Annotated in this window: 18 protein-coding genes and 2 CRISPR repeat arrays; of the genes, 5 read left to right on the top strand and 13 right to left on the bottom strand. The window is 36.5% G+C overall.

What is annotated here, in order from left to right; all coding sequences use genetic code 11:
• Positions 1-2: 2 nt before the first annotated feature.
• On the bottom strand, positions 3-1,361 hold the full coding sequence (locus JMI89_RS05885) for an ATP-binding protein (protein ID WP_187754615.1): 1,359 nt from the start codon (positions 1,359-1,361) through the stop codon (positions 3-5).
• Entirely contained in the window at positions 1,354-2,091 is a 738-nt protein-coding gene (locus tag JMI89_RS05880; RefSeq protein ID WP_187754614.1) for a response regulator, read from the bottom strand. Before JMI89_RS05880 ends, JMI89_RS05885 begins: the two co-directional genes overlap by 8 nt.
• A 266-nt stretch (positions 2,092-2,357) precedes the next feature.
• Here JMI89_RS05880 and JMI89_RS05875 point away from each other — a divergent pair, with 266 nt between their 5' ends.
• From JMI89_RS05875 to JMI89_RS05855, 5 genes are read left to right on the top strand one after another with little or no spacing between them, the layout of a single operon-like run.
• Positions 2,358-3,131 (top strand): MtnX-like HAD-IB family phosphatase, encoded by a 774-nt coding sequence (locus tag JMI89_RS05875; RefSeq protein WP_187754613.1) that lies wholly within the window; start codon positions 2,358-2,360, stop codon positions 3,129-3,131.
• A gap of 7 nt (positions 3,132-3,138) precedes the next feature.
• The gene (locus tag JMI89_RS05870) at positions 3,139-3,978 is read left to right on the top strand and encodes a carboxylesterase (protein WP_220679552.1); all 840 of its coding nucleotides are present in this window, start codon (positions 3,139-3,141) and stop codon (positions 3,976-3,978) included.
• A 30-nt stretch (positions 3,979-4,008) separates the two neighbouring features.
• On the top strand, positions 4,009-4,371 hold the full coding sequence (locus JMI89_RS05865) for a hypothetical protein (RefSeq protein ID WP_370633724.1): 363 nt from the start codon (positions 4,009-4,011) through the stop codon (positions 4,369-4,371).
• Positions 4,371-4,760 (top strand): multidrug efflux SMR transporter, encoded by a 390-nt coding sequence (locus JMI89_RS05860; RefSeq protein ID WP_187754611.1) that lies wholly within the window; start codon positions 4,371-4,373, stop codon positions 4,758-4,760. Before JMI89_RS05865 ends, JMI89_RS05860 begins: the two co-directional genes overlap by 1 nt.
• Before the next feature lie 34 nt (positions 4,761-4,794).
• Positions 4,795-5,979 (top strand): DegT/DnrJ/EryC1/StrS family aminotransferase, encoded by a 1,185-nt coding sequence (locus JMI89_RS05855; protein ID WP_220679551.1) that lies wholly within the window; start codon positions 4,795-4,797, stop codon positions 5,977-5,979.
• 381 nt (positions 5,980-6,360) lie between these two features.
• Here JMI89_RS05855 and JMI89_RS05850 read toward each other — a convergent pair whose 3' ends face one another.
• The 11 genes from JMI89_RS05850 to cas6f all read right to left on the bottom strand — a co-directional run bounded on the left by JMI89_RS05850 (position 6,361) and on the right by cas6f (position 19,930).
• Complete coding sequence (locus JMI89_RS05850; protein ID WP_187754610.1) at positions 6,361-7,242, bottom strand: arginase family protein; 882 nt, start codon at positions 7,240-7,242, stop codon at positions 6,361-6,363.
• Positions 7,243-7,292: 50 nt separating this feature from the next.
• Positions 7,293-8,345, bottom strand: a complete 1,053-nt coding sequence (locus JMI89_RS05845) for a GNAT family N-acetyltransferase (RefSeq protein WP_187754609.1) — start codon at positions 8,343-8,345, stop codon at positions 7,293-7,295.
• Between the two features lie 52 nt (positions 8,346-8,397).
• The gene (locus JMI89_RS05840) at positions 8,398-9,804 is read right to left on the bottom strand and encodes an aspartate aminotransferase family protein (RefSeq protein ID WP_187754608.1); all 1,407 of its coding nucleotides are present in this window, start codon (positions 9,802-9,804) and stop codon (positions 8,398-8,400) included.
• A 342-nt stretch (positions 9,805-10,146) separates the two neighbouring features.
• On the bottom strand, positions 10,147-10,497 hold the full coding sequence (rplS, locus tag JMI89_RS05835; RefSeq protein WP_039103800.1) for a 50S ribosomal protein L19: 351 nt from the start codon (positions 10,495-10,497) through the stop codon (positions 10,147-10,149).
• Between the two features lie 31 nt (positions 10,498-10,528).
• On the bottom strand, positions 10,529-11,281 hold the full coding sequence (gene trmD, locus JMI89_RS05830) for a tRNA (guanosine(37)-N1)-methyltransferase TrmD (protein WP_187754607.1): 753 nt from the start codon (positions 11,279-11,281) through the stop codon (positions 10,529-10,531).
• A 65-nt stretch (positions 11,282-11,346) separates the two neighbouring features.
• Positions 11,347-11,874: a ribosome maturation factor RimM gene (gene rimM / locus JMI89_RS05825; protein ID WP_187754606.1), complete on the bottom strand. Its 528-nt coding sequence runs from the start codon at positions 11,872-11,874 to the stop codon at positions 11,347-11,349.
• A 33-nt stretch (positions 11,875-11,907) separates the two neighbouring features.
• A complete protein-coding gene (gene rpsP / locus JMI89_RS05820) occupies positions 11,908-12,156 on the bottom strand; it encodes a 30S ribosomal protein S16 (protein WP_187754605.1) in 249 nt (82 codons plus the stop codon).
• Positions 12,157-12,375: 219 nt separating this feature from the next.
• Positions 12,376-12,943: direct repeats of the CRISPR family, unit length 28 nt; unit sequence TTTCTAAACTGCCTATACGGCAGTGAAC.
• Between the two features lie 863 nt (positions 12,944-13,806).
• The gene (locus JMI89_RS05815) at positions 13,807-15,141 is read right to left on the bottom strand and encodes a replication-associated recombination protein A (RefSeq protein ID WP_220679550.1); all 1,335 of its coding nucleotides are present in this window, start codon (positions 15,139-15,141) and stop codon (positions 13,807-13,809) included.
• A gap of 57 nt (positions 15,142-15,198) precedes the next feature.
• Positions 15,199-15,798, bottom strand: a complete 600-nt coding sequence (lolA, locus tag JMI89_RS05810; RefSeq protein WP_187754603.1) for an outer membrane lipoprotein chaperone LolA — start codon at positions 15,796-15,798, stop codon at positions 15,199-15,201.
• 156 nt (positions 15,799-15,954) lie between these two features.
• Entirely contained in the window at positions 15,955-18,708 is a 2,754-nt protein-coding gene (locus JMI89_RS12015; protein WP_370633723.1) for a DNA translocase FtsK 4TM domain-containing protein, read from the bottom strand.
• A 308-nt stretch (positions 18,709-19,016) separates the two neighbouring features.
• A CRISPR array of direct repeats spans positions 19,017-19,221; the repeat unit is 28 nt; unit sequence TTTCTAAACTACCTATACGGTATTGAGC.
• A 139-nt stretch (positions 19,222-19,360) separates the two neighbouring features.
• Positions 19,361-19,930 carry a type I-F CRISPR-associated endoribonuclease Cas6/Csy4 gene (cas6f, locus tag JMI89_RS05800; protein ID WP_220679549.1) on the bottom strand — a complete coding sequence of 190 codons (570 nt, stop codon included), beginning with the start codon at positions 19,928-19,930 and terminating at the stop codon, positions 19,361-19,363.
• Between the last annotated feature and the right edge of the window lie 5 nt (positions 19,931-19,935).

The raw sequence follows: 19,935 nt of genomic DNA, 5'->3' as shown, positions 1-19,935 counted from the left end.
CCTTATTCTTCTAGTTCATGGTTTAAAATCACCACAAATTTTGCCCCACCTAATTCACTGGTGGTAATAAATACACTGCCATTGTGAGCTTCAGCAATTAATTTTACATAAGCTAAACCTAAACCATAACCGCCAGTAGAACGAGTTCGACTAGTATCTAAGCGCGAAAAGGGAATAAATACTTTATGTCGCTCAGTTGGACTAATCCCCGCTCCATCATCATCTACTTCAATGTAAAGTTTATTATCTTTATGGTAAATGGCTAATTCTGCTTTACTGTTAGCATATTTAAACGCATTCATAACCAAATTTTTTACAATAATATCGGTTAAGCGAGTATCAATAGGATATTCAATAGCCTCACATTGATAAGTAAAAGTAAAATTTTCCGGTTTTAACATGATTAACGAATCACATAATTTACTGATCCAAGTGGATAAATTCACATTTATAACATTAGGAATAATTTTATTTTGTTGTAGCTTAAAAAAGTTAAGACTAATGTTGATTAAATCCTCAAGTTCTTCAACATCCTGCTTAATTCCATCAACATAAGGTACAACTTCTTCAATATGTTGTGCATCTTCCATCATACTTAATTCAAAACGAATTCGACTTAAAGGCGTACGCAATTCATGAGCCATCGCATGACTCATGGTTTTATTAGTATTAACCAATTGTTCAATTTGTGCCGCCATACGATTAAGAACTATTGATAAAGGTTTAAATAACCATGTTTGTGCCGGTCTTACCCGTGCTTTTAAATTGCCTTCTGTTAAGGCTTCAGCAGTATGGCGAATATTCACGGTATCACGCCAATAATGAGCAAATGCAAAATAAAAAATAATAAAAAATACCACTGAACTCAATATTGACCATAAAATCAAATATAACCAAAAAGACATGACATTCGCATCTAAAATATCCGTTGACGCCATCGGTCCAAATTTCAACAATTGATGCTCATCCAAAGTAGCATAAATATAATTGTCATCATCATCAAAACCAATACCGTGATGCTGTAAAGATTCTTTTACCGTATCACTTAATTGGGTAGTGCTTGGTATCAGCATCAACTGATAATTAAATAAAGGCTGTAATTGTTTAAGTGTTTGCTGCGCGGAACGTTCAGGATGTTCTTTAATTTGCAAACGAATTAAGTTAGCTGAACCGGTTTGAAATTGTCGTTGAATAACGTGCTCTTTTGGCACACCGGTTAACGATTCGGGTAGCATATCAAACAACAAAATCGATCCATAAGCAATAAAAGATTGAATGAACAATAAAATAATTAAATAAACTAACGAACGTTTAAAAAAAAATGGATAAATACTTTCTTTATTTTGGAGTGATTTAAACAACTGTCTCTCCCTCATAACTAAATAAGTAACCTTTGCCTCGAATAGTTTTAATAAATTGTTGACTATTACTTTCATCATCATTTGATAATTTACGTCGTAAACGAGATATACGGGCATCCATCGAACGATCGAGTCCGTCAAATTCAATACCACGCACCTGACTATAAATATCATCACGTGATAAGATCGTTCCTGCATTACGCACTAATAAACATAATAATTCAAATTCAGCCGTCGTCAGATTAATCTCTTTTTGATTTAAACTAACAAAATGACGATCCAAATTAATTAGTAATTGACCATATCGTAGAATATTCTTAGGCGCTACGGTTTCCGACGGCGATTTATGCATGGCACCACTATCTGCTTGTCGACGACGCAATAAAGCCCGAACACGTGCCAATAACAAACGAGGTTCCACCGGTTTGGCTAAATAGTCATCAGCACCGAGTTCCAAACCAATGATCTCATCAAGATTATCTTCACTGGCTGTCATTATAAGTACATATCCTTCATACCATGACTGGATATCCCGGCAAATATCAAATCCTGATTTCCCTGGTAACATCACATCTAAGATAACAATATCTGGATTTAAACGAGCAATTTCTGCTTCAGCACTATCCCCTCGGGCATACCAAGTTACTTGATATTGGTGCTTGGATAGATAAGTAACAATGAGATTAGCGAGGCGTTCGTCATCTTCAATAATCAAGATATTACCGTTCATAGTACCTCATATTTATTTGATTTACTTAAAAATAAAATCTATTATAACGGACTCAACCTATTTTTCTAAGCCATTATTGGGATTTTAGTGCGTTTTTAAACGTTGTTACAAAAACAATACAAAAAAACAACATATTAATATGCGCTATTCGTTTAGAATTCACAGCGTGATGTGAAATGGTTTTCCAACTCACCTTATCTTCACTTCTACAACGACTTAATGAGTTATTACGATATCAGTTATTTACAATGAATTGTGGTACAACAATGAATACATTCTTAACAATTACCAAAAACGCACACCATTTTTCTGAACCATTGCATTCAGGGCTTTTGTATGGCGCAGGATCTAACTCGCAACCAATCATATTATCAGATTTTGACGGAACTATTAGCGACAAAGATGTTACTGACACCTTACTTGAACAATTTGGCATGGCGGGTTGTCAAGAACTTGAGGAACTTTGGTTAGCTGACAAAATCAGTTCAAAAGAGTGTATGGGCAAACAAATTGCTTTAATGAAAGCAACACTACCTGAAATCAACGAAGTGTTGGATAGTATCCAAATCGATCCCTATTTTATTGATGTATTAAACTTTGCCAAACAGCACCAGATTGCGGTTAAAGTCGTTAGTGATGGACTGGACTATGCCATTGAATATATTCTGAAAAAATATGGTATAAACGATTTACCCATCTATGCCAATCATTTATTACATGATTTTGATCATGGTTGGCGGTTAGCGTTTCCATATGCCAATAATGCATGTGTTAAAGGGAGCGGTAATTGTAAATGTGCTTTAGTCAAACAACATCAACCGCTAACTAATTCAATCATTTATGTGGGAGACGGCGCTTCAGATTTTTGTGTTTCGAATAAAGTCGATGTGGTATTTGCAAAAAGTAAATTGATCAACTATTGTCAGGAAAACCATATAGCTTATCATCCTATGCAGGACTTTAATGACGTGCTTAGACTTTTACCTCGTTTTACTCAAACTCATTCTTTTTCCAAAATCGCTATAACATTAACGGACTAATTGCTTTATGATTACTGATAACTCTTTCTTTCTACCAGGTAACGAAAATGGTGTATTACTGATCCATGGTTTAACCGGTACCCCAACAGAAATGCGGATTTTGGCTAAAGGACTCAATAAAGCAGGTTATAGTGTATTTTGCATGCAATTAGCCGGTCACTGTGGTGACGAGGCTGACTTATGCCGTACAACTTGGCAAGATTGGTATCAAAGTGTTGAAGATGCCTTGCAATTTTTAGCTAGCAAACTGAGTGGTTGCTTATTTGTCGGTGGATTATCGATGGGAGCACTATTGTCTCTCAAATTAGCCGCTGATCATCCTGCTCAAATTAAAGGCGTGGGTGTATTTGGTGCTACATTTTACTATGATGGTTGGAGTATGCCATGGTTTTCGAAAACCTTCTTCCCGATTCTACCACTATTGAAAAAACTGCATTTATTTCAAAAACGTTCATTTATCGAACAACCACCTTATGGGCTAAAAGATGAACGCATTCGCGCAACCATTGTTGACAGCATGTTCAGTGGTGACAGCGCAGCAGCTGGATTAGCGGGTAACCCTTTCCCAGCATTAGCAGAAATGCAATTGTTAGCTAAAACGGTTAAACGGCAACTGCCACAAGTCACTTCACCTTGTTTAATTATGCACGCCGAGCATGATGACATTGCCAATATCAATACTAATGCTCGTATGATTGAAAAAACGGTTAATGCACCAACCAAGTTTGTTAGCCTAAAAGAAAGTTATCATATGATTACGATTGATCGTCAACGTCGCGATGTTATTAATACTGCAGTGGCATTCTTTGACAAAATAGTGCAACAATATGCAGCATCCCCTAAATGACAATAAAAGTAACAGGAGTAATTCATTGTGATCAACCCTTTGATTATAGTTTTATGTTTATGGGTAGCTAATATTACCTTGGATACCTTAGGGCAAATTGCATTCAAATTTTCTGCTACCGCACCGCAAAACCGTAATGGTTGGTATTATTGGGTTGATCTATTTCGTAACTATTGGTTATGGATAGGGATCGGTTCTTATATTGCTGAATTTTTATTATGGTTAGCATTTCTAACGTTAGTTCCTTTATCACAGGGAATTCTGTTAGGTTCAATTAATATCATAGCAGTCATGATAGTTGGACGTATTTTGTTTAAAGAAATGCTCACGTTACATCGTGTGCTCGGCATGTTTTTTATTACAATAGGTGTCATTCTAGTGGGGGTTTCGTAATGCGTAAATTTTATTTAATTGGTTTTTTCTTTCTATTATTGTTTGATACATTAGGACAATGTAGTTTTAAATTTACTGCCGAACATGCTAAACCGTTAGAAATGAGTATTGACTGGATTATACGTGTTTTTACCAATCCTTGGGTTTATACCGCTGTATTAGGTTATATCGGTGCTTTTTTTACTTGGATGTTGCTGTTAAAAAAAGCACCGATTGGTCCTGCATTTGCCGCATCTCATCTTGAAGTGGTAACCGTTATGTTCGCTTCAATCTGGTTATTTAATGAAGAAGTGCAATGGTTAAGATTAGTGGGTGCAGCATGTATTATTATCGGCATTATCTTTTTAGCACTTGCTGAACACAAGCTACAACCTAATGATCAAGCATAATCAATAGTATTTAATAAACGAGGTTAACGTATTGTTGTATGAGAATCCCCCTACTGCTGGTTTACCGGTTCGTTGGCATGATTGGTTACCCACGCAATCAACATTAACAGCTAAAATCAGTCAAATGTTGCATTTACCACCGATGCAATTAACATGTTCGGGTACCGCAGCTTTGGTGATTGCTTTAACCACGCTGAAACAACGCTATCCTCATAAACCTTATGTGATTATCCCTGCTTATACTTGCCCGTTAGTCGCTCTGGCTATTCATCACTGCGGTTTAAAAATAAAACTCTGTGATTTAGGCTATAATACGTTTGATTTTGATTTCGAACACTTAGCACAAATAGTAGATGAACAGGTATTAGCAATCCTCCCAACCCATTTAGGTGGGCAAGTTGCCGATGTTAAACGAGTTAAAGCATTAGCTACACCCTATGGCATTACAGTGATTGAAGACGCTGCACAGGCCTTAGGAGCCGATGTTGGTCAATCTGGCGACATTGTATTTTATAGTTTAGCGGCAGGTAAAGGCTTAACGCTATTTGAGGGCGGTTTATTAGGCGCATCAAATCAAAACTTGGCTATACAATTACAAGAGACCGCACAACAAATAATCCCTCAACGACCTTTTTTTGAAGCAAAAAGAATTATTGAACTACTCGGCTATACCGCACTTTATAATCCCTTCGGTTTACATTTTGTTTACGGTCAAGTAAGACGACGATTAGTAAACCGTGGTCAATTAATAGAAGCTGTTGGTGATGATTTTGATTTTTCAATTCCACTACATCATGTTAGTCGTTTTAGGCAAAATGTGGCAACTCATGCTGTGGATCGTTTACCTGAGTTTTTACAACAAACTCGCCAACAGGCACTAACACGCATCAAACAATTACAGGACTTACCTAATCTGCATATCGTAAGCAGTAACAGCGATACCATCACCGCTGTTTGGCCGTTTATTATGTTAAAACTGCCAACTCAACAACAGCGTGACAATATATTAAATGAGCTCTGGGCATCCCCATTCGGGGTAAGTCGATTGTTTATTTATGATTTACCAAATTATACATATTTGAATGCTATAATCCCACCACATTCTATGCCTAATGCAGCCAATTTTGCCCAAACCATGTTAACCATAACCAATAGTTTATGGCTAACCGAATTGCAATTTCAGCAAATTTTACGGGTGATCAAAAAACACGTTAATTAATAATGAAATCAGACTAAAAATCCAGAGCTAATAGTCAGCCTAACTGGATAATACTGATTTCATCATCAGTTAACTTATGACTGAAACATGTGGATATATTAAATTGTTAATCCAGTGAGCTTATTTAGCTTAGCTATCAGCAAATCACTATCATCTCGGTCTTTTGTCAGGTAAGGTATAAATTAATTTTTTTCGTGTTCAGTTGATCAATAAATCGTGCTTATTACTATATTATTTTAGACAAGTCGCAACATGTTATTTCAACCACTTCAAATCTAACCAGAAAATTCAGCATATATTATAAAATACATTAAACAACGGAAGGTATTAAACCGACAATCTGCTCATTAAATCATCACAACCTGATAAACCTTATGCATATTATCGGTTTGGTTGTGATATGCAAGACAGCAACTCCAGATTTAATGCCTGTTGTTGTGATTGATATGCTTTTAGATCCGATTCTGAAATCATCGGTTGTTGATCTAATTGACTAAGAAACTGTTTAAAACGACTAGCATATTTAAATGTAGAAATTTCTCCACATATATCACTACCAATTATACGGTCGTTTAAAGCAGCAATAACATCATACAGGTGATAAGGTTTTAGCTTTCCTTGGTCCCAATTAGTTTTTACCACCTCTTCACTTAACACATCTTTATCGATCGATAAATAAACCGGTGATGTATCATGATATTGTTCAGCAATAAAAGCCGTAATCAGTTCATTAGGACTATTAAATTTCAAAAAGGCATTTTTCATACCTAATTTTTTTGCCCAATTAACATTCACATCCATGCACCAATACGTAAGTTTATTTTTAAGTAAGGGAGTTAAACGGTTTTCCCAAGCATGGAATATCCCAATATCGGGGGAAGTAATACCTATTACATGAACATGGCTAATAAAAGGCAGCTTAGCTGCATGACTAACCCATGAACCACAATGGATTCCAAATGGGTATCGCATATTATCAGGATGGTTATCAAAAATAACCACTTGAATCTGTTGTTTCGGTTTTAATTGCTGTTTTAACCGTTCAATTAGCATCAAACTAATATGATGATAATCACCACTGCCCATCAATACAGTGCCAATCTGCGCCGGTAATTGGGCATAGATATTAGCGGCTAGTTTTTTGTATTTTGCAAAAGAGCAACCAAAACGGATTGATTCTTGCCATTCGGTTAAATCTATTTTTATACTTTGCTCAATTTCACCAATACTATCATCAAAATTTAAAATAACAGGGTGACGCATACTGTAAACTCCATTCAAATTCAATCTTACAATATGATTATTTTTTATTATTAATTTGTAAGATTATGTCGATCGCCCTCAAAATGAGAAGATAAACGTTTTAAAATTGCTCTAAATAACGGATTACGAATATAAACAAGTTGTTTGGTGAATGTAAATTTCGCCCCTAGTTCTTTTTTGACTTTTGGGTCTGTCCAACCTGCAATATAACGTTTCAAACCATGCTGTAAAGCATATTCTAAATTGTAAAACCAGCTAATATAATATAAGTTAAATTTTCTCGCAGCTGGATAGTCAAAACCAATATATTTGTCAACCAATGCACCATTTTCAATAAAACAGATATTATAACCAATTAATTGACCATTGTGAGAATAAGTCACAATTAGGCTGTTAGCGCTGTTATCTTGTAACATTGCCTTAAAAAATGCAGCCGTTAGCTGATCAAAATGAATTTCACTCTGGGCAAAGACATTTAAATACAGTTGATAATATTGTTTTAATACCTGTTCATCAAAAAAACAATCGTCACCACAATGTAAGATATCAATGGTTAAATGTTGTCTGGCTTTTAATTTCCGGCGGAAATTTTTACGCCGCTGATAAGAAAGACGCGACATATAATCATCAATATCGGTAAAATCAATCGGCACCCAAGCTAATGCTTGTCCTTCAACTTCGATAAAATCGTGCTGCTTTAATGCCGTAATCACCTGTTGATTATATAGATTAGCCGCATCGGATTGTAATGGCGAAAGATCAGGAATATCTTTGACGATTACCAGAGGGTAATGTTTAGCATACTGTTGCTTTAAAGATTGAGCAAATAGCGAAGCCGTTACTTGATCATTAAACAGTGCATATTCCGATACCGTTGTACCAACGAATAATGTTTTGGGGGTAATCAGTTTATGCCACCATCTTTTGAATGGAATTTTATTAACTTTCGTTTTAAAATCCTCTTCGGCGGTGGTAAGCAAATCAAAATTTGCCTCAAAAACTGGTACTTGTTCACCGGTTAACCAAGCCTTAAAATCACGAGGTGGATATTGTAAAAAATGGGCAATTAAACTGTTTGGTTCTAATTGATTAAGATATTTCATATTACGTTACTGTCAATGGGCGCAAACTGCGCCCAACTCAAGAAATAACTAATTACGCTTTTTTAGCGCGCGTGATAAGTTGATCTAACAACTCAATCCCTTGGTCAATTTCAGCTTTACTGATATGAAGTGATGGTGCAAACGTAATCACGTTTTTGTAATACCCTCCCACATCAAGAATAAGACCCATTTTTTGACCTTTATAATCCAAATCACCTAATAACCCAATATCAAACATTTTATCTAACAATGGTTTATTTGGTGTGAAACCATCTTCGGTACAAATTTCAGCGCGCAGAGCTAAACCTAAACCATCGACTTCACCGATCTCTTTATGTTTTTTCTCTAACTCACGTAAGCCTTCTAAGAAGTACGCACCTTTTTCCATGACCATACTTTCATAGTCAGTTTCTTGTGTCATTTTCAGAACTTCAAGACCTAATGCAGTTCCAAGTGGATTAGATGCAAAAGTTGAGTGTGTTGAACCCACTGGGAATACCTGTGGATTAATTAATTCCTCACGTGCCCACATACCACCTAGTGGGTTAAGACCATTTGTTAATGCTTTAGCAAACACTAGTACATCTGGGGTCACACCAAAGTGTTCAATCGACCAAAGTTTACCTGTACGGTAGAAGCCCATTTGAATTTCATCAACAACCATTAAGATACCGTATTGATCTAAAACTTTCTTCAAACCTTTGAAGAAGTTACGTGGTGGAACAACATAACCACCTGTACCTTGTAATGGTTCAACATAGAATGCCGCATATTCAGATTGGTTAGCTTTCGGATCCCATACACCGTTATATTCAGTTTCAAATAAACGGGCAAATTGTGCAACACAGTGTTCACCATACTCTTCGGCTGTCATACCTTTTGGACGGCGGAACGGATAAGGGAAAGGAATAAACATTGCACGTTCACCAAAGTGACCATAACGACGACGATAACGGTAGCTAGAGGTAATAGATGACGCACCTAATGTACGACCATGGTAACCCCCTTCGAAAGCAAACATTAAGCTTTTACCGTTACTTGCATTACGTACCAGTTTTAATGAATCTTCAATACATTGTGAACCACCAACATTAAAATGAACGCGACCTTTTTCACCAAATTTACGTTCCATGTCTTGCGCGATCGTTTTTGCTAATTCAATTTTTGTTGGATGAAGGTACTGACTAGCACATTGTGGTAATGTATCAACTTGTTTTTTTAATACATCATCTAAACGTTTATTAGCATAACCAAAATTACATGCAGAATACCACATTTGTAAATCAAGATATGCGGTACCGTGACGATCATACATATAGCTACCATCGCAACCAGTGAAGATTTTAGCAGGGGTGGCATAATGGACGGTATCACCATAAGAACAATATTTTGCTTCATCAGCTAATAATTGTTCATCACTTGGTAATTGGTTATTTGTTTGTTCGCTTGTTTTACTCATGACAAACTCCATAAATTTTTATATCAGATGCATTTAATAGTGATGATTATTATTATCCAATTAGAAATTTTTACTATGGGTTTAATGTTTGGTTTTTGTAACAACTTTGTACGGCGCCGTGACAGAACGATCTTTTGTCTAAGATTCCAAATAGATTAAGTTTTTATATCAATTAAATCTATTAAGAAGCGACTGAGCAACATTGAATATTTTAAAATAACAGCTTTGTTGTGGAATGCGATTGGCGGATTAAGTGATCAAAAAGCTAAAAAAGAGGATGGAAATCATGCTACAACCAGCCACAAATGTGGCTGATTAAACATTATCAACTTACCGAAGTAATTAAGCAAGACGTTCTTTGATACGTGCTGCTTTACCACGAAGTTCACGTAAGTAGTAAAGTTTAGCTTGACGCACTTGACCACGACGTTTCACTGTAATTGAGTCAACAATTGGTGAATGAGTTTGGAATACACGTTCTACGCCTTCGTTGTTCGAAATTTTACGTACAGTAAATGCAGAGTGTAATCCACGGTTACGAATAGCAATAACAACCCCTTCGTAAGCCTGTAAACGTTTTTTGTTACCTTCGACAACCCATACTTTTACTTCAACAGTATCACCTGGACGAAAAGCAGGAATGTCCTTTTTCATTTGTTCTTGTTCTAATTGCTGAATAATTGCATTTTTCATATCAATTCTCTTCCCTAGGTTCACTGAAATTTTAGTCGCACTGTTTATGATTAAATTCAGTTTTGAATTCAGCTAATAAACATTGCTCTTCATCAGTCAGAGCTAGATTTAATAGAAGATCTTCTCTTCTAAGCCAAGTTCGCCCTAGTGATTGCTTTAATCGCCAACGACGAATTTCTTCATGGTGACCAGACATTAATACGTCAGGCACCGCCATACCATCTAACACTTCCGGACGGGTATAGTGTGGACAATCAAGTAAACCGTTAGCAAATGAATCTTCCTCTGCTGAGGATTCATGATTTAATACCCCAGGAATAAACCTAGCGATCGAATCAATCATGACCATTGCTGGCAACTCGCCACCACTTAACACATAATCCCCGATTGACCATTCTTCATCAATCTCAGATTGGATTATCCGTTCATCTATGCCTTCGTATCGACCACAAATAAGAATCATCTTAGTTTGTTTAGATAACTCATAAACTCCATTTTGTTCGAGTTTACGCCCTTGTGGAGACAGATAAATAACTTTGCTATCTTCACCCAACTGAGCTTTTGCAGCACGAATCGCATCACGTAACGGTTGTACCATCATTAACATGCCTGGACCACCTCCGTACGGTCGATCATCAACCGTTTTATGCTTATCATAAGCAAAATCACGCGGATTCCAATATTTAACTTCTAATAGATTGTTTTTGACAGCTCTGCTCGTAACACCATATTCTGTAATTGCTTGGAACATTTCAGGAAACAGGCTAATAATACCAATTTTCATATTGTGCTCCCCAATTCCATCATAATGCTTAATTTTTATATTACAGCTAACCTGTAACTAAAAAATTAAAAAGCAGGATCCCAATCTACTGTGATCTGTTTAGTTGATAAATCAACTTGTTTAATAAATTGCTCTTCAACAAACGGGATCAACCGTTCTTTTGCACCAAACGCATCTTTTAAATTTGCTTTAACCACTAATACATCATTTGAACCTGTTTCCATTAGATCACTTACCTGACCTAAATCATAACCATTAATGGTCACCACTTTACAACCGATAAGATCTTTCCAATAAAAATCACCCTCATCTAAACTTGGGAGATCTTGCGCGTTAACATAAATTTCAAAATTTGTTAACAGGTTAGCGTCATCACGGTCGTCAATACCTTTCAGCTTGACAATGGTATCCTGATTATGTGGTTTGAAGCTTTCAACTTCCACTTCTTGCCACTTACCGGCACGTTGAATATACCATGGTTTATAATCAAAAAGACTATCTGGCTCTTCAGTAAATGAAAATACTCTTAGCCAACCACGAATGCCATAACTTGAACCAAGTTTGCCAACAATGATTAAATTTTCAGTATTCATCTACGGATTACCTAAACAGCTATTCACAAATGATTAAGCCGCTTTTTGCGCTTGTTTGACAAGTGAACGAACACGATCAGACATAGTAGCACCTAAACCTACCCAGTGATTTACGCGATCAAGATCTAAACGTACTTTTTCTGCGTTACCTTGAGCAACTGGATTGAAGAAACCTACGCGCTCAATAAAACGACCATCACGTGGGTTACGGCTATCAGTCACAACGACTTGATAAAATGGACGTTTCTTAGAACCGCCACGAGCTAAACGAATAGTTACCATAACTTCCTCTTAAAATTAAATTGTTTCTTGCTTAATTTATCGCCGTTTGCCAATGAAATTACTAACAAAACAGAAATAAAAGCCCCAGAATTATACTCTTTTTTCACGGAAGTGCAACGATTATCCCAATAAAGTAAAGGATAACCATTGTTAGAGTGATATTAAGAATGTTAAGCAGTTGTAATTGATTAGCAACACAAACACCAATATATATTGGGTTTTTATAGCTGCCTATAAGGCAGTGAACACATTTGTGGTTGCTTTGGCTTGGCTGTTGCATTTCTAAACTGCCTATACGGCAGTGAACAGGTATGAAGCCTAACGACCTACAAGGAGCATTTTCTAAACTGCCTATACGGCAGTGAACAGTCCGGTTCTTCATCGAACTCATCTGGAGGTTTTCTAAACTGCCTATACGGCAGTGAACTTTACTAATTTCCAAGCCGCTTTAAATGGCGCTTTCTAAACTGCCTATACGGCAGTGAACAAAAATATTTTGGTGAATTAAATAACTCCACATTTCTAAACTGCCTATACGGCAGTGAACCCTGCCACTCTTGCAGCTGTGCGGGCGTCATTTTTCTAAACTGCCTATACGGCAGTGAACTCCCGATCGTTTGTTGATTGAAGTTTCAACAATTTCTAAACTGCCTATACGGCAGTGAACACTTATTTACAATCAATAAAACTAGTGCAATATTTCTAAACTGCCTATACGGCAGTGAACAGTAATAATTCTGATGGTCGATAATATCAAGATTTCTAAACTGCCTATACGGCAGTGAACTAGAACGTAGCATACTATAAACCTTATTAGCAAAAGGGCAAACTTAAATTTAGGAATCAAAAACCCTTTTTTTTAGAGACGTTTTAACTTATTGATTATATTTATTTTTAAATTTAGCTAAAAAAAAGGGTCTGGCAATAGCGTATTTAAATGTTTTATTTTAATAAGAGAAGAGATCGGATTCTGTATTTTGTAATATCAAAACCGCACCATAGTTTAAAAAACCCGTTTCTTATCTTTTTAATTTACTGCTATTGTTAGAATTATATACAGATTACTTTCTTACTTATCATGCTATTCATTTGGTGTTTCAAGCACCAGTGTAATATATAGCTACTGATGCTCAAGCGACCTGAAGGTTTTTAAACGAAAACCCTCTGGCTGCAGTGCAGGGCTGAGGTTGGGATAGCTTTGTGGCGTTTTTTTAATTATTAATCCGTTATTGACGTAATGCTGTTTAGCTTTCCCGCTTATCGACTGCTGAGTAAAGCAATTTTTATAAAATATTCAGGCATGGAAGTTGAATAAACCTTGAGCGTATAGGATAGACAATAAATGGTGATTCATCAGTGAAAATCGCAAAACGAGCGGAATCACCCAGCAACCAAGACTTCTGGCGCGGTTGTCGGGTGGATTTGACACAAAATCCCCTAACTCGGACGTTAGTTAAATGTTCAATTAAAATATATCGTTATTATTAATATTCGCTACAATCTCAATTATTTCAAAGAAGGTCGTCATATAAACTCAGTGACCATTTTGTTGTGGGGTAAGCAAGGATTATTCCGAGGCTTGCCGACCTTGAATTCGTAACTACTGCCTTTCCATGATTAATGCCTAGAACAACTAATTAATATAGCCCTTTACTTCTTATAACGTTTCCGAGTACTCTTAGCATCTAAATCAGCCAACCATGATAATTTTTCTCGATACTGCCGTTCTGCACCACGGTCGGTTGGTTGATAATAAAGATGATCAGCCATTTCTGGTGGGAAATAATTTTCACCAGCAGCATAGGCATTAACCTCATCATGGGCATAGCGATACTCTTCACCATACCCCAACTTTTTCATTAATTTAGTCGGCGCATTGCGCAGATGTTCCGGTACATCGTAATCAGGTAAACTTTGTGCATCTTTCATTGCTTGATTAAATGCTAAATAAACTGCATTACTTTTAGGTGCGCAAGCCAAATAAACAATGGCTTGTGCAATCGCCCGTTCGCCTTCTGCTGGGCCAACTCGGGTAAAACAGTCCCATGCAGCCAAAGCCACTTGCATAGCTCTAGGGTCAGCATTTCCAATATCTTCAGAAGCGATTGCCAATAACCGACGGGCAACATATAACGGATCGCCGCCGGCACTAATGATCCTAGCATACCAATACAAAGCAGCATCAGCAGCCGATCCACGAATCGACTTATGAACAGCTGAAATAAGGTCATAATAACGATCACCCTGATTATCAAATCGAGCACTGCGCTCACCAACAACCTCTTTTAATAATTCCGGTGTTAAAGTTTTTTTATCACCTGACATATCGACCAAAATTTCTAACGTATTTAATGCGCGTCTGGCGTCACCACCGACAAACTCAGCGATTTGCCGTCGGGTCTCATAAGGTAGAATAAAATCTTGCCCTCCATAACCTCGCTCTTTATCCGTCATGGCTTGTTGCAAAATTTTCTCAATTTCATCAATTGTCAACGATTTGAGTAGATAGACACGAGCTCGAGACAGCAACGCGGAATTCAATTCAAAGGAAGGGTTTTCAGTGGTCGCACCAACAAAAGTTACCGTACCATCTTCAACAAAGGGTAAAAATGCATCTTGTTGACTTTTATTAAAACGATGTACTTCATCAACAAATAAAATGGTTCGAAAGCCCATTTGTTGATTATTTTTAGCCCGCTCGACTGCTTCTCGAATATCTTTAATACCTGATGTCACGGCAGAAAGCCGTTCAACTTTAGCATTAGCATGATGAGCAATAATTTCTGCTAACGTAGTTTTACCTGTTCCTGGTGGTCCCCATAAAATCATTGAGTGCAGATGCCCTGCGGCAATCGCTTTTGGTAGGGGTTTACCTGTTGCCATTAGGTGCGATTGACCGATGTATTCCGACAAATTACGCGGACGCATTCGCGCTGCTAAAGGTTTATATGAATCATCGGCAAAATCAAGTGAAAAACTTGTCATATAAATTATAACCTTTAGCCAGCAATGATTTTGGTTAACTTAGTTACCATAAATGCCCTAATTATTACGTTGATCATCAATTGTAGTACCTGGCGGCGCAATAAATCTAAAACGTTGATTATCAATCGGACCTAAAGTTTGATGTGATAATTCATATACACTTTTTTGACCATCTTCTTCAATAATAGCAAAATCAGCTATCATTCCTGTCGGTAATACACTAATCATATAAGATTTTTGACTATTGTCCGTAGGTAGCAAGGTGAATTGGTTCTGTTTACGTTCTACACGATAATCTTGCCAAACCGGGCTATTTGAATCAGTGATCAACATAAGTAGACGATTGTCTGTGGCTTGCTTAAATGACATGATCGTTAATTGTTCAACGGCTGGAGTATACATCCAAAAATCTAAACCGTCAGAAATAATTGACGTTTCATCGGGTTCATTAATCTGCCAATTAAACAAATTTGGGCGTTTAACCCATAATTCGCCTTGACCTTCTTGTATTAATTGTTGATCCGCTGTGGTAACTGTTTGTTTGAATTGAGCGTAAAAACTGTCAACCTTAGCTAATCGCTCTTTTAAAAGATCTTTAGCATCAGCCCACACCGAGCATGAGATAAATACACATAATAAAACCAAAATTCTTTTCATATTCGCTACCTAATTTATAAATATAGCTAGTATCATAAATCAAAATGTTAAAATTAAAAGTAAAATACAGCTAAAATAAAAGAATACTTTAACAAACCAATATTGCTAAAATTAATTGATGATATCTATTTTTACTCACATTTACCCGATAATCATTCAATCAAAATTCGTTGGTTGCGCCAATACTTCCCGATTACCATTGTGACTAGGCGCACTGACTATACCTTGTACTTCCATTTGTTCTACGATTCTGGCTGCCCGGTTATAACCAATCCGAAATTGACGCTGAACACTTGATATTGAAGCGCGACGTTTCTCAACCACAAAATCAACCACTTGATCAAATAACGGATCAAGCTCCTCATCATTATTATCAAAACTATTACCGTCACCATCATCGCCTCCGGCAGTAATATTTTCAATATATTTTGCCGGAATACCACGCGCTTTCCAGTCTTGTACCACACTATGTACTTCTTCATCACGAACAAATGCGCCATGCACCCGAATGGGAATTGAACTGTTTGGCGCGAGATAAAGCATATCCCCCATCCCTAATAAGGATTCAGCCCCCATTTGATCAAGGATCGTACGTGAATCAATCTTACTTGATACAGTAAAGGCGATACGTGTTGGAATATTCGCCTTAATCAATCCTGTAATAACATCTACTGATGGGCGCTGTGTCGCTAACACCAGATGAATACCTGCTGCTCGTGCTTTTTGTGCTAAACGGGCAATTAACTCTTCTACTTTTTTTCCGACCGCCATAATTAAATCAGCAAATTCATCGACCATAACAACAATATAAGGTAATTTTTCTAGTGTTGGCATCTCGATATCCATACTATCGGTTGGTTTCCACAGTGGATCAGGAATTGGTCTACCCATTTCTTTAGCTTGCTTAATTTTATCGTTATAGCCGGTAATATTACGCACGCCTAAAGCTGACATGAGCCGATAACGTTTTTCCATCTCATTAACACACCAGTTAAGTGCATTAGCTGCATCTTTCATATCAGTAACGACGTCAGTTAACAGATGAGGTATACCTTGATAGACGGAAAGTTCTAACATTTTCGGGTCAATCATAATAAATTTTGCATCTGCAGGTTGCGATTTATATAAAATACTAAGAATCATGGCATTAACACCAACCGACTTACCTGAACCGGTCGTTCCAGCTACTAATAGATGTGGCATTTTAGTTAAATCTGCCACGACTGATTGACCTGCAATATCTTTACCTAATACAACTGTTAATGGTGATTGCGCATCTTTGAACTGTGGACTATCCAACACTTCTCTAAAATATACCGTCTGACGATGTTTGTTAGGTAATTCAATACCGACATAAGGTTTACCAGGGATTACCTCAACTACACGTACTGACGGCATTGATAGCGAACGAGCTAAATCACGATCAAGCGTTGAAATCCGTGCAGCCTTAACCCCCGGCGCTAATTCAATCTCAAAACGAGTGATCACCGGACCGGGTAAATAACCGACAACCCGAGCTTTAACTCTAAAATCAGCCAAACTTTTTTCCAATAATGCTGCTGTCATTTTTAACGCATTATGATCAACTTCGATTTGCTTAACCGGTGGTGCTGTTAATAAATCAAGTGAAGGTAACGGCGTTGTTGGTTTCACTAATGGTTTAGTATCTTTCTGTAATAAAGGATGAATTAAACTATCGTGTAGATTCGTTTTGCTCGGATTCGTCGCTATTCTTTCGTGTTCTTCAGTTGGCATATCAATAACGATTTCTTTTGATTCAGCATGAGGTTTGATTGAATAAGCTTCATTAGAAGGCTCTTTAGGCATAACAAAATGCTCAAGATCAATCGGTAATGTTGACTTAGTTGCTGAAGATATGGGCTGAGTATTCGTATTTTCAGCGGAATCAATTGTAACAAGTGGTGAATAATAATCGGGATTAATTGAAAATTCACTCGAATGATTATGATCTTCTGAAAGAGAAAAATGGGGCGGTGGATTATTCTCATCAATTAAAGCCATATAACGTTCATCATGATTTAAAGATGGAATCGTTGTTTGCTGTGCTATCATCGCCTCAAGTTCATTTTTGTTAATAAAATTCGTCAATTCTTCACTATGAGTAACTAAATCATCGTAATCCATATCCATTGAATTAAATTCATTTTTCTGCGCATCGGCTGCAAAAGGTATTGGTTCATCGTCAATAATTGATTTTCTTTCACATCTCGTATTGTCATCTAATTCAATCGCAAAATCTGATTGGTTATGATAATTTGTCGTGACTGAGTTTTTCGCTTTAGATGGTTTAAACTTCTGCAAAATGAGCACAAATAGGGGGGTAGTCAAATACACAATTAAAACCCCAATTATATCGGCAATAGATAACCAAGAAAGCCCCGTTAATAAAGTAATGCTTGCAAAACTAATGGTGAGTAATATCAACGTAGCAGAAAAATGATCAGTTAATGATAACATCTCTTCGGCTACAATATCGCCAATAATACCACCTGATTGCAATTGATCTAAATCCTGTATATTCAAAGATAGATAACCAGCAGCACAAAAAAGAAAGGCTAGTACACCAATTATTCTAAAGGATAGACTAAAATAGTTTATGTGTTGTTCAAAATGTGTATAGAGATTTTTTCTGATTTGTAATACAAATATGATGATTAATAACGGAATTGTATAAGATACAAATCCCAAAAATTGTAGCAAAACATCGGATAAATAAGCACCGACTTCGCCGCCTAAATTATGAATAGGCTCATACCAAGCCGTTTGAGACCAGCCAGGATCAGCAGACGAAAACGAAATTAATGACAACATTAAATAAATCGCACCAAGAATCGTGAAAAATAATAACACGTCGATAGCAAATAGTTTAAACGTTAAATTTCTTTTCATTGATGGCTGAACTGGAGTATCTGATGTTTTCAAAATGTACCTAATAGTTTAATGACAAACGACCATTGGCGAACCAATTTTTATTAATTTTATCATATACGGCTAAAAGTTAAAAATAATCATCAACTAAATCTTAACATTATAAATTTAACGAATTACTTATTTTTTCAAATTAATCATAATGATACAGCTAATAAAACATTGCTTAGTATGATTTAATATATCATTAAATTCTGTTGTAGTAATGATCTTTTAAATCTAAATGAAACAGTAAAACTAAAATGTGTTTTACGCAGGATAATATGATTTTATTTAACTATTTATACAGTATTAAGCAATTCTCATCACTGTGTTTATTTTTTTAGTTTCTAAACTACCTATACGGTATTGAGCGTAGGGTTTGAATACGCATTTATGCAAGCTCTTTTCTAAACTACCTATACGGTATTGAGCGGCAAGTAGATGATTTTGGTAATGAGATCGCATTTCTAAACTACCTATACGGTATTGAGCTAGAATTTTTTTGCTAGTTTTCCTTATTGTGAAAGAGCTTATAGTACTTTTTTTTATTTTGACCCTTTTTTGCGCTATATTAGATATTTTAATAAATATCAATAGGTTAAAAACAACCTCAAAAAAAGGGTCTGGTAATTTAAAAATAAGGGACTGTTGCTATTTTACTGAGTCCATAGCTATTAAATGTACCTTTTACAGGCTCGGTAACGCTTTCTTGCTTTAACCACATAATAAATCGCTGACCTGTGCTTTGACTATCTATATGTAGATGAGGATAGGTTAAATTAATGCTTCCCCATTTTTCTATCATTTTTTGTTGTACATCGCTAGACCATTTACCCTGAGCGGTTAAGCGTTTTTCAGCACGTCTTAATGCACTTTGTCCTTTCGGATTAACCCGAATAAAACGTAAATAGCCCTTAACTTCAGCTGGTATGGCTGTGATTGGCAGAATCAATACATAGTCAGCAATGGCAGCCTGTTGCTGTAACGCACTTTTAAATTCCTGTAACTGGGTTTCAGTACCAAAAATGCGAATAATTCCGCCCAGTGTACGGCGCACGTTATAACAGGGAAAACTAATACCTATATTTCCTTGAAAATTAACCAAGACGTGATGCAATTTTTGCATCACTTGATTAATTACCTGCACTTCAGTTATTTCAATTTGTGGTATGGCGCGCAGTTCAAAATAGTGTGTATGCATATTGC

It is taken from the genome of Frischella sp. Ac48 (assembly GCF_019641635.1).
In the GTDB taxonomy this organism is placed as follows: Bacteria; Pseudomonadota; Gammaproteobacteria; order Enterobacterales; family Orbaceae; genus Frischella; species Frischella japonica.
This window is presented reverse-complemented; position numbering and strand designations above follow the sequence as displayed.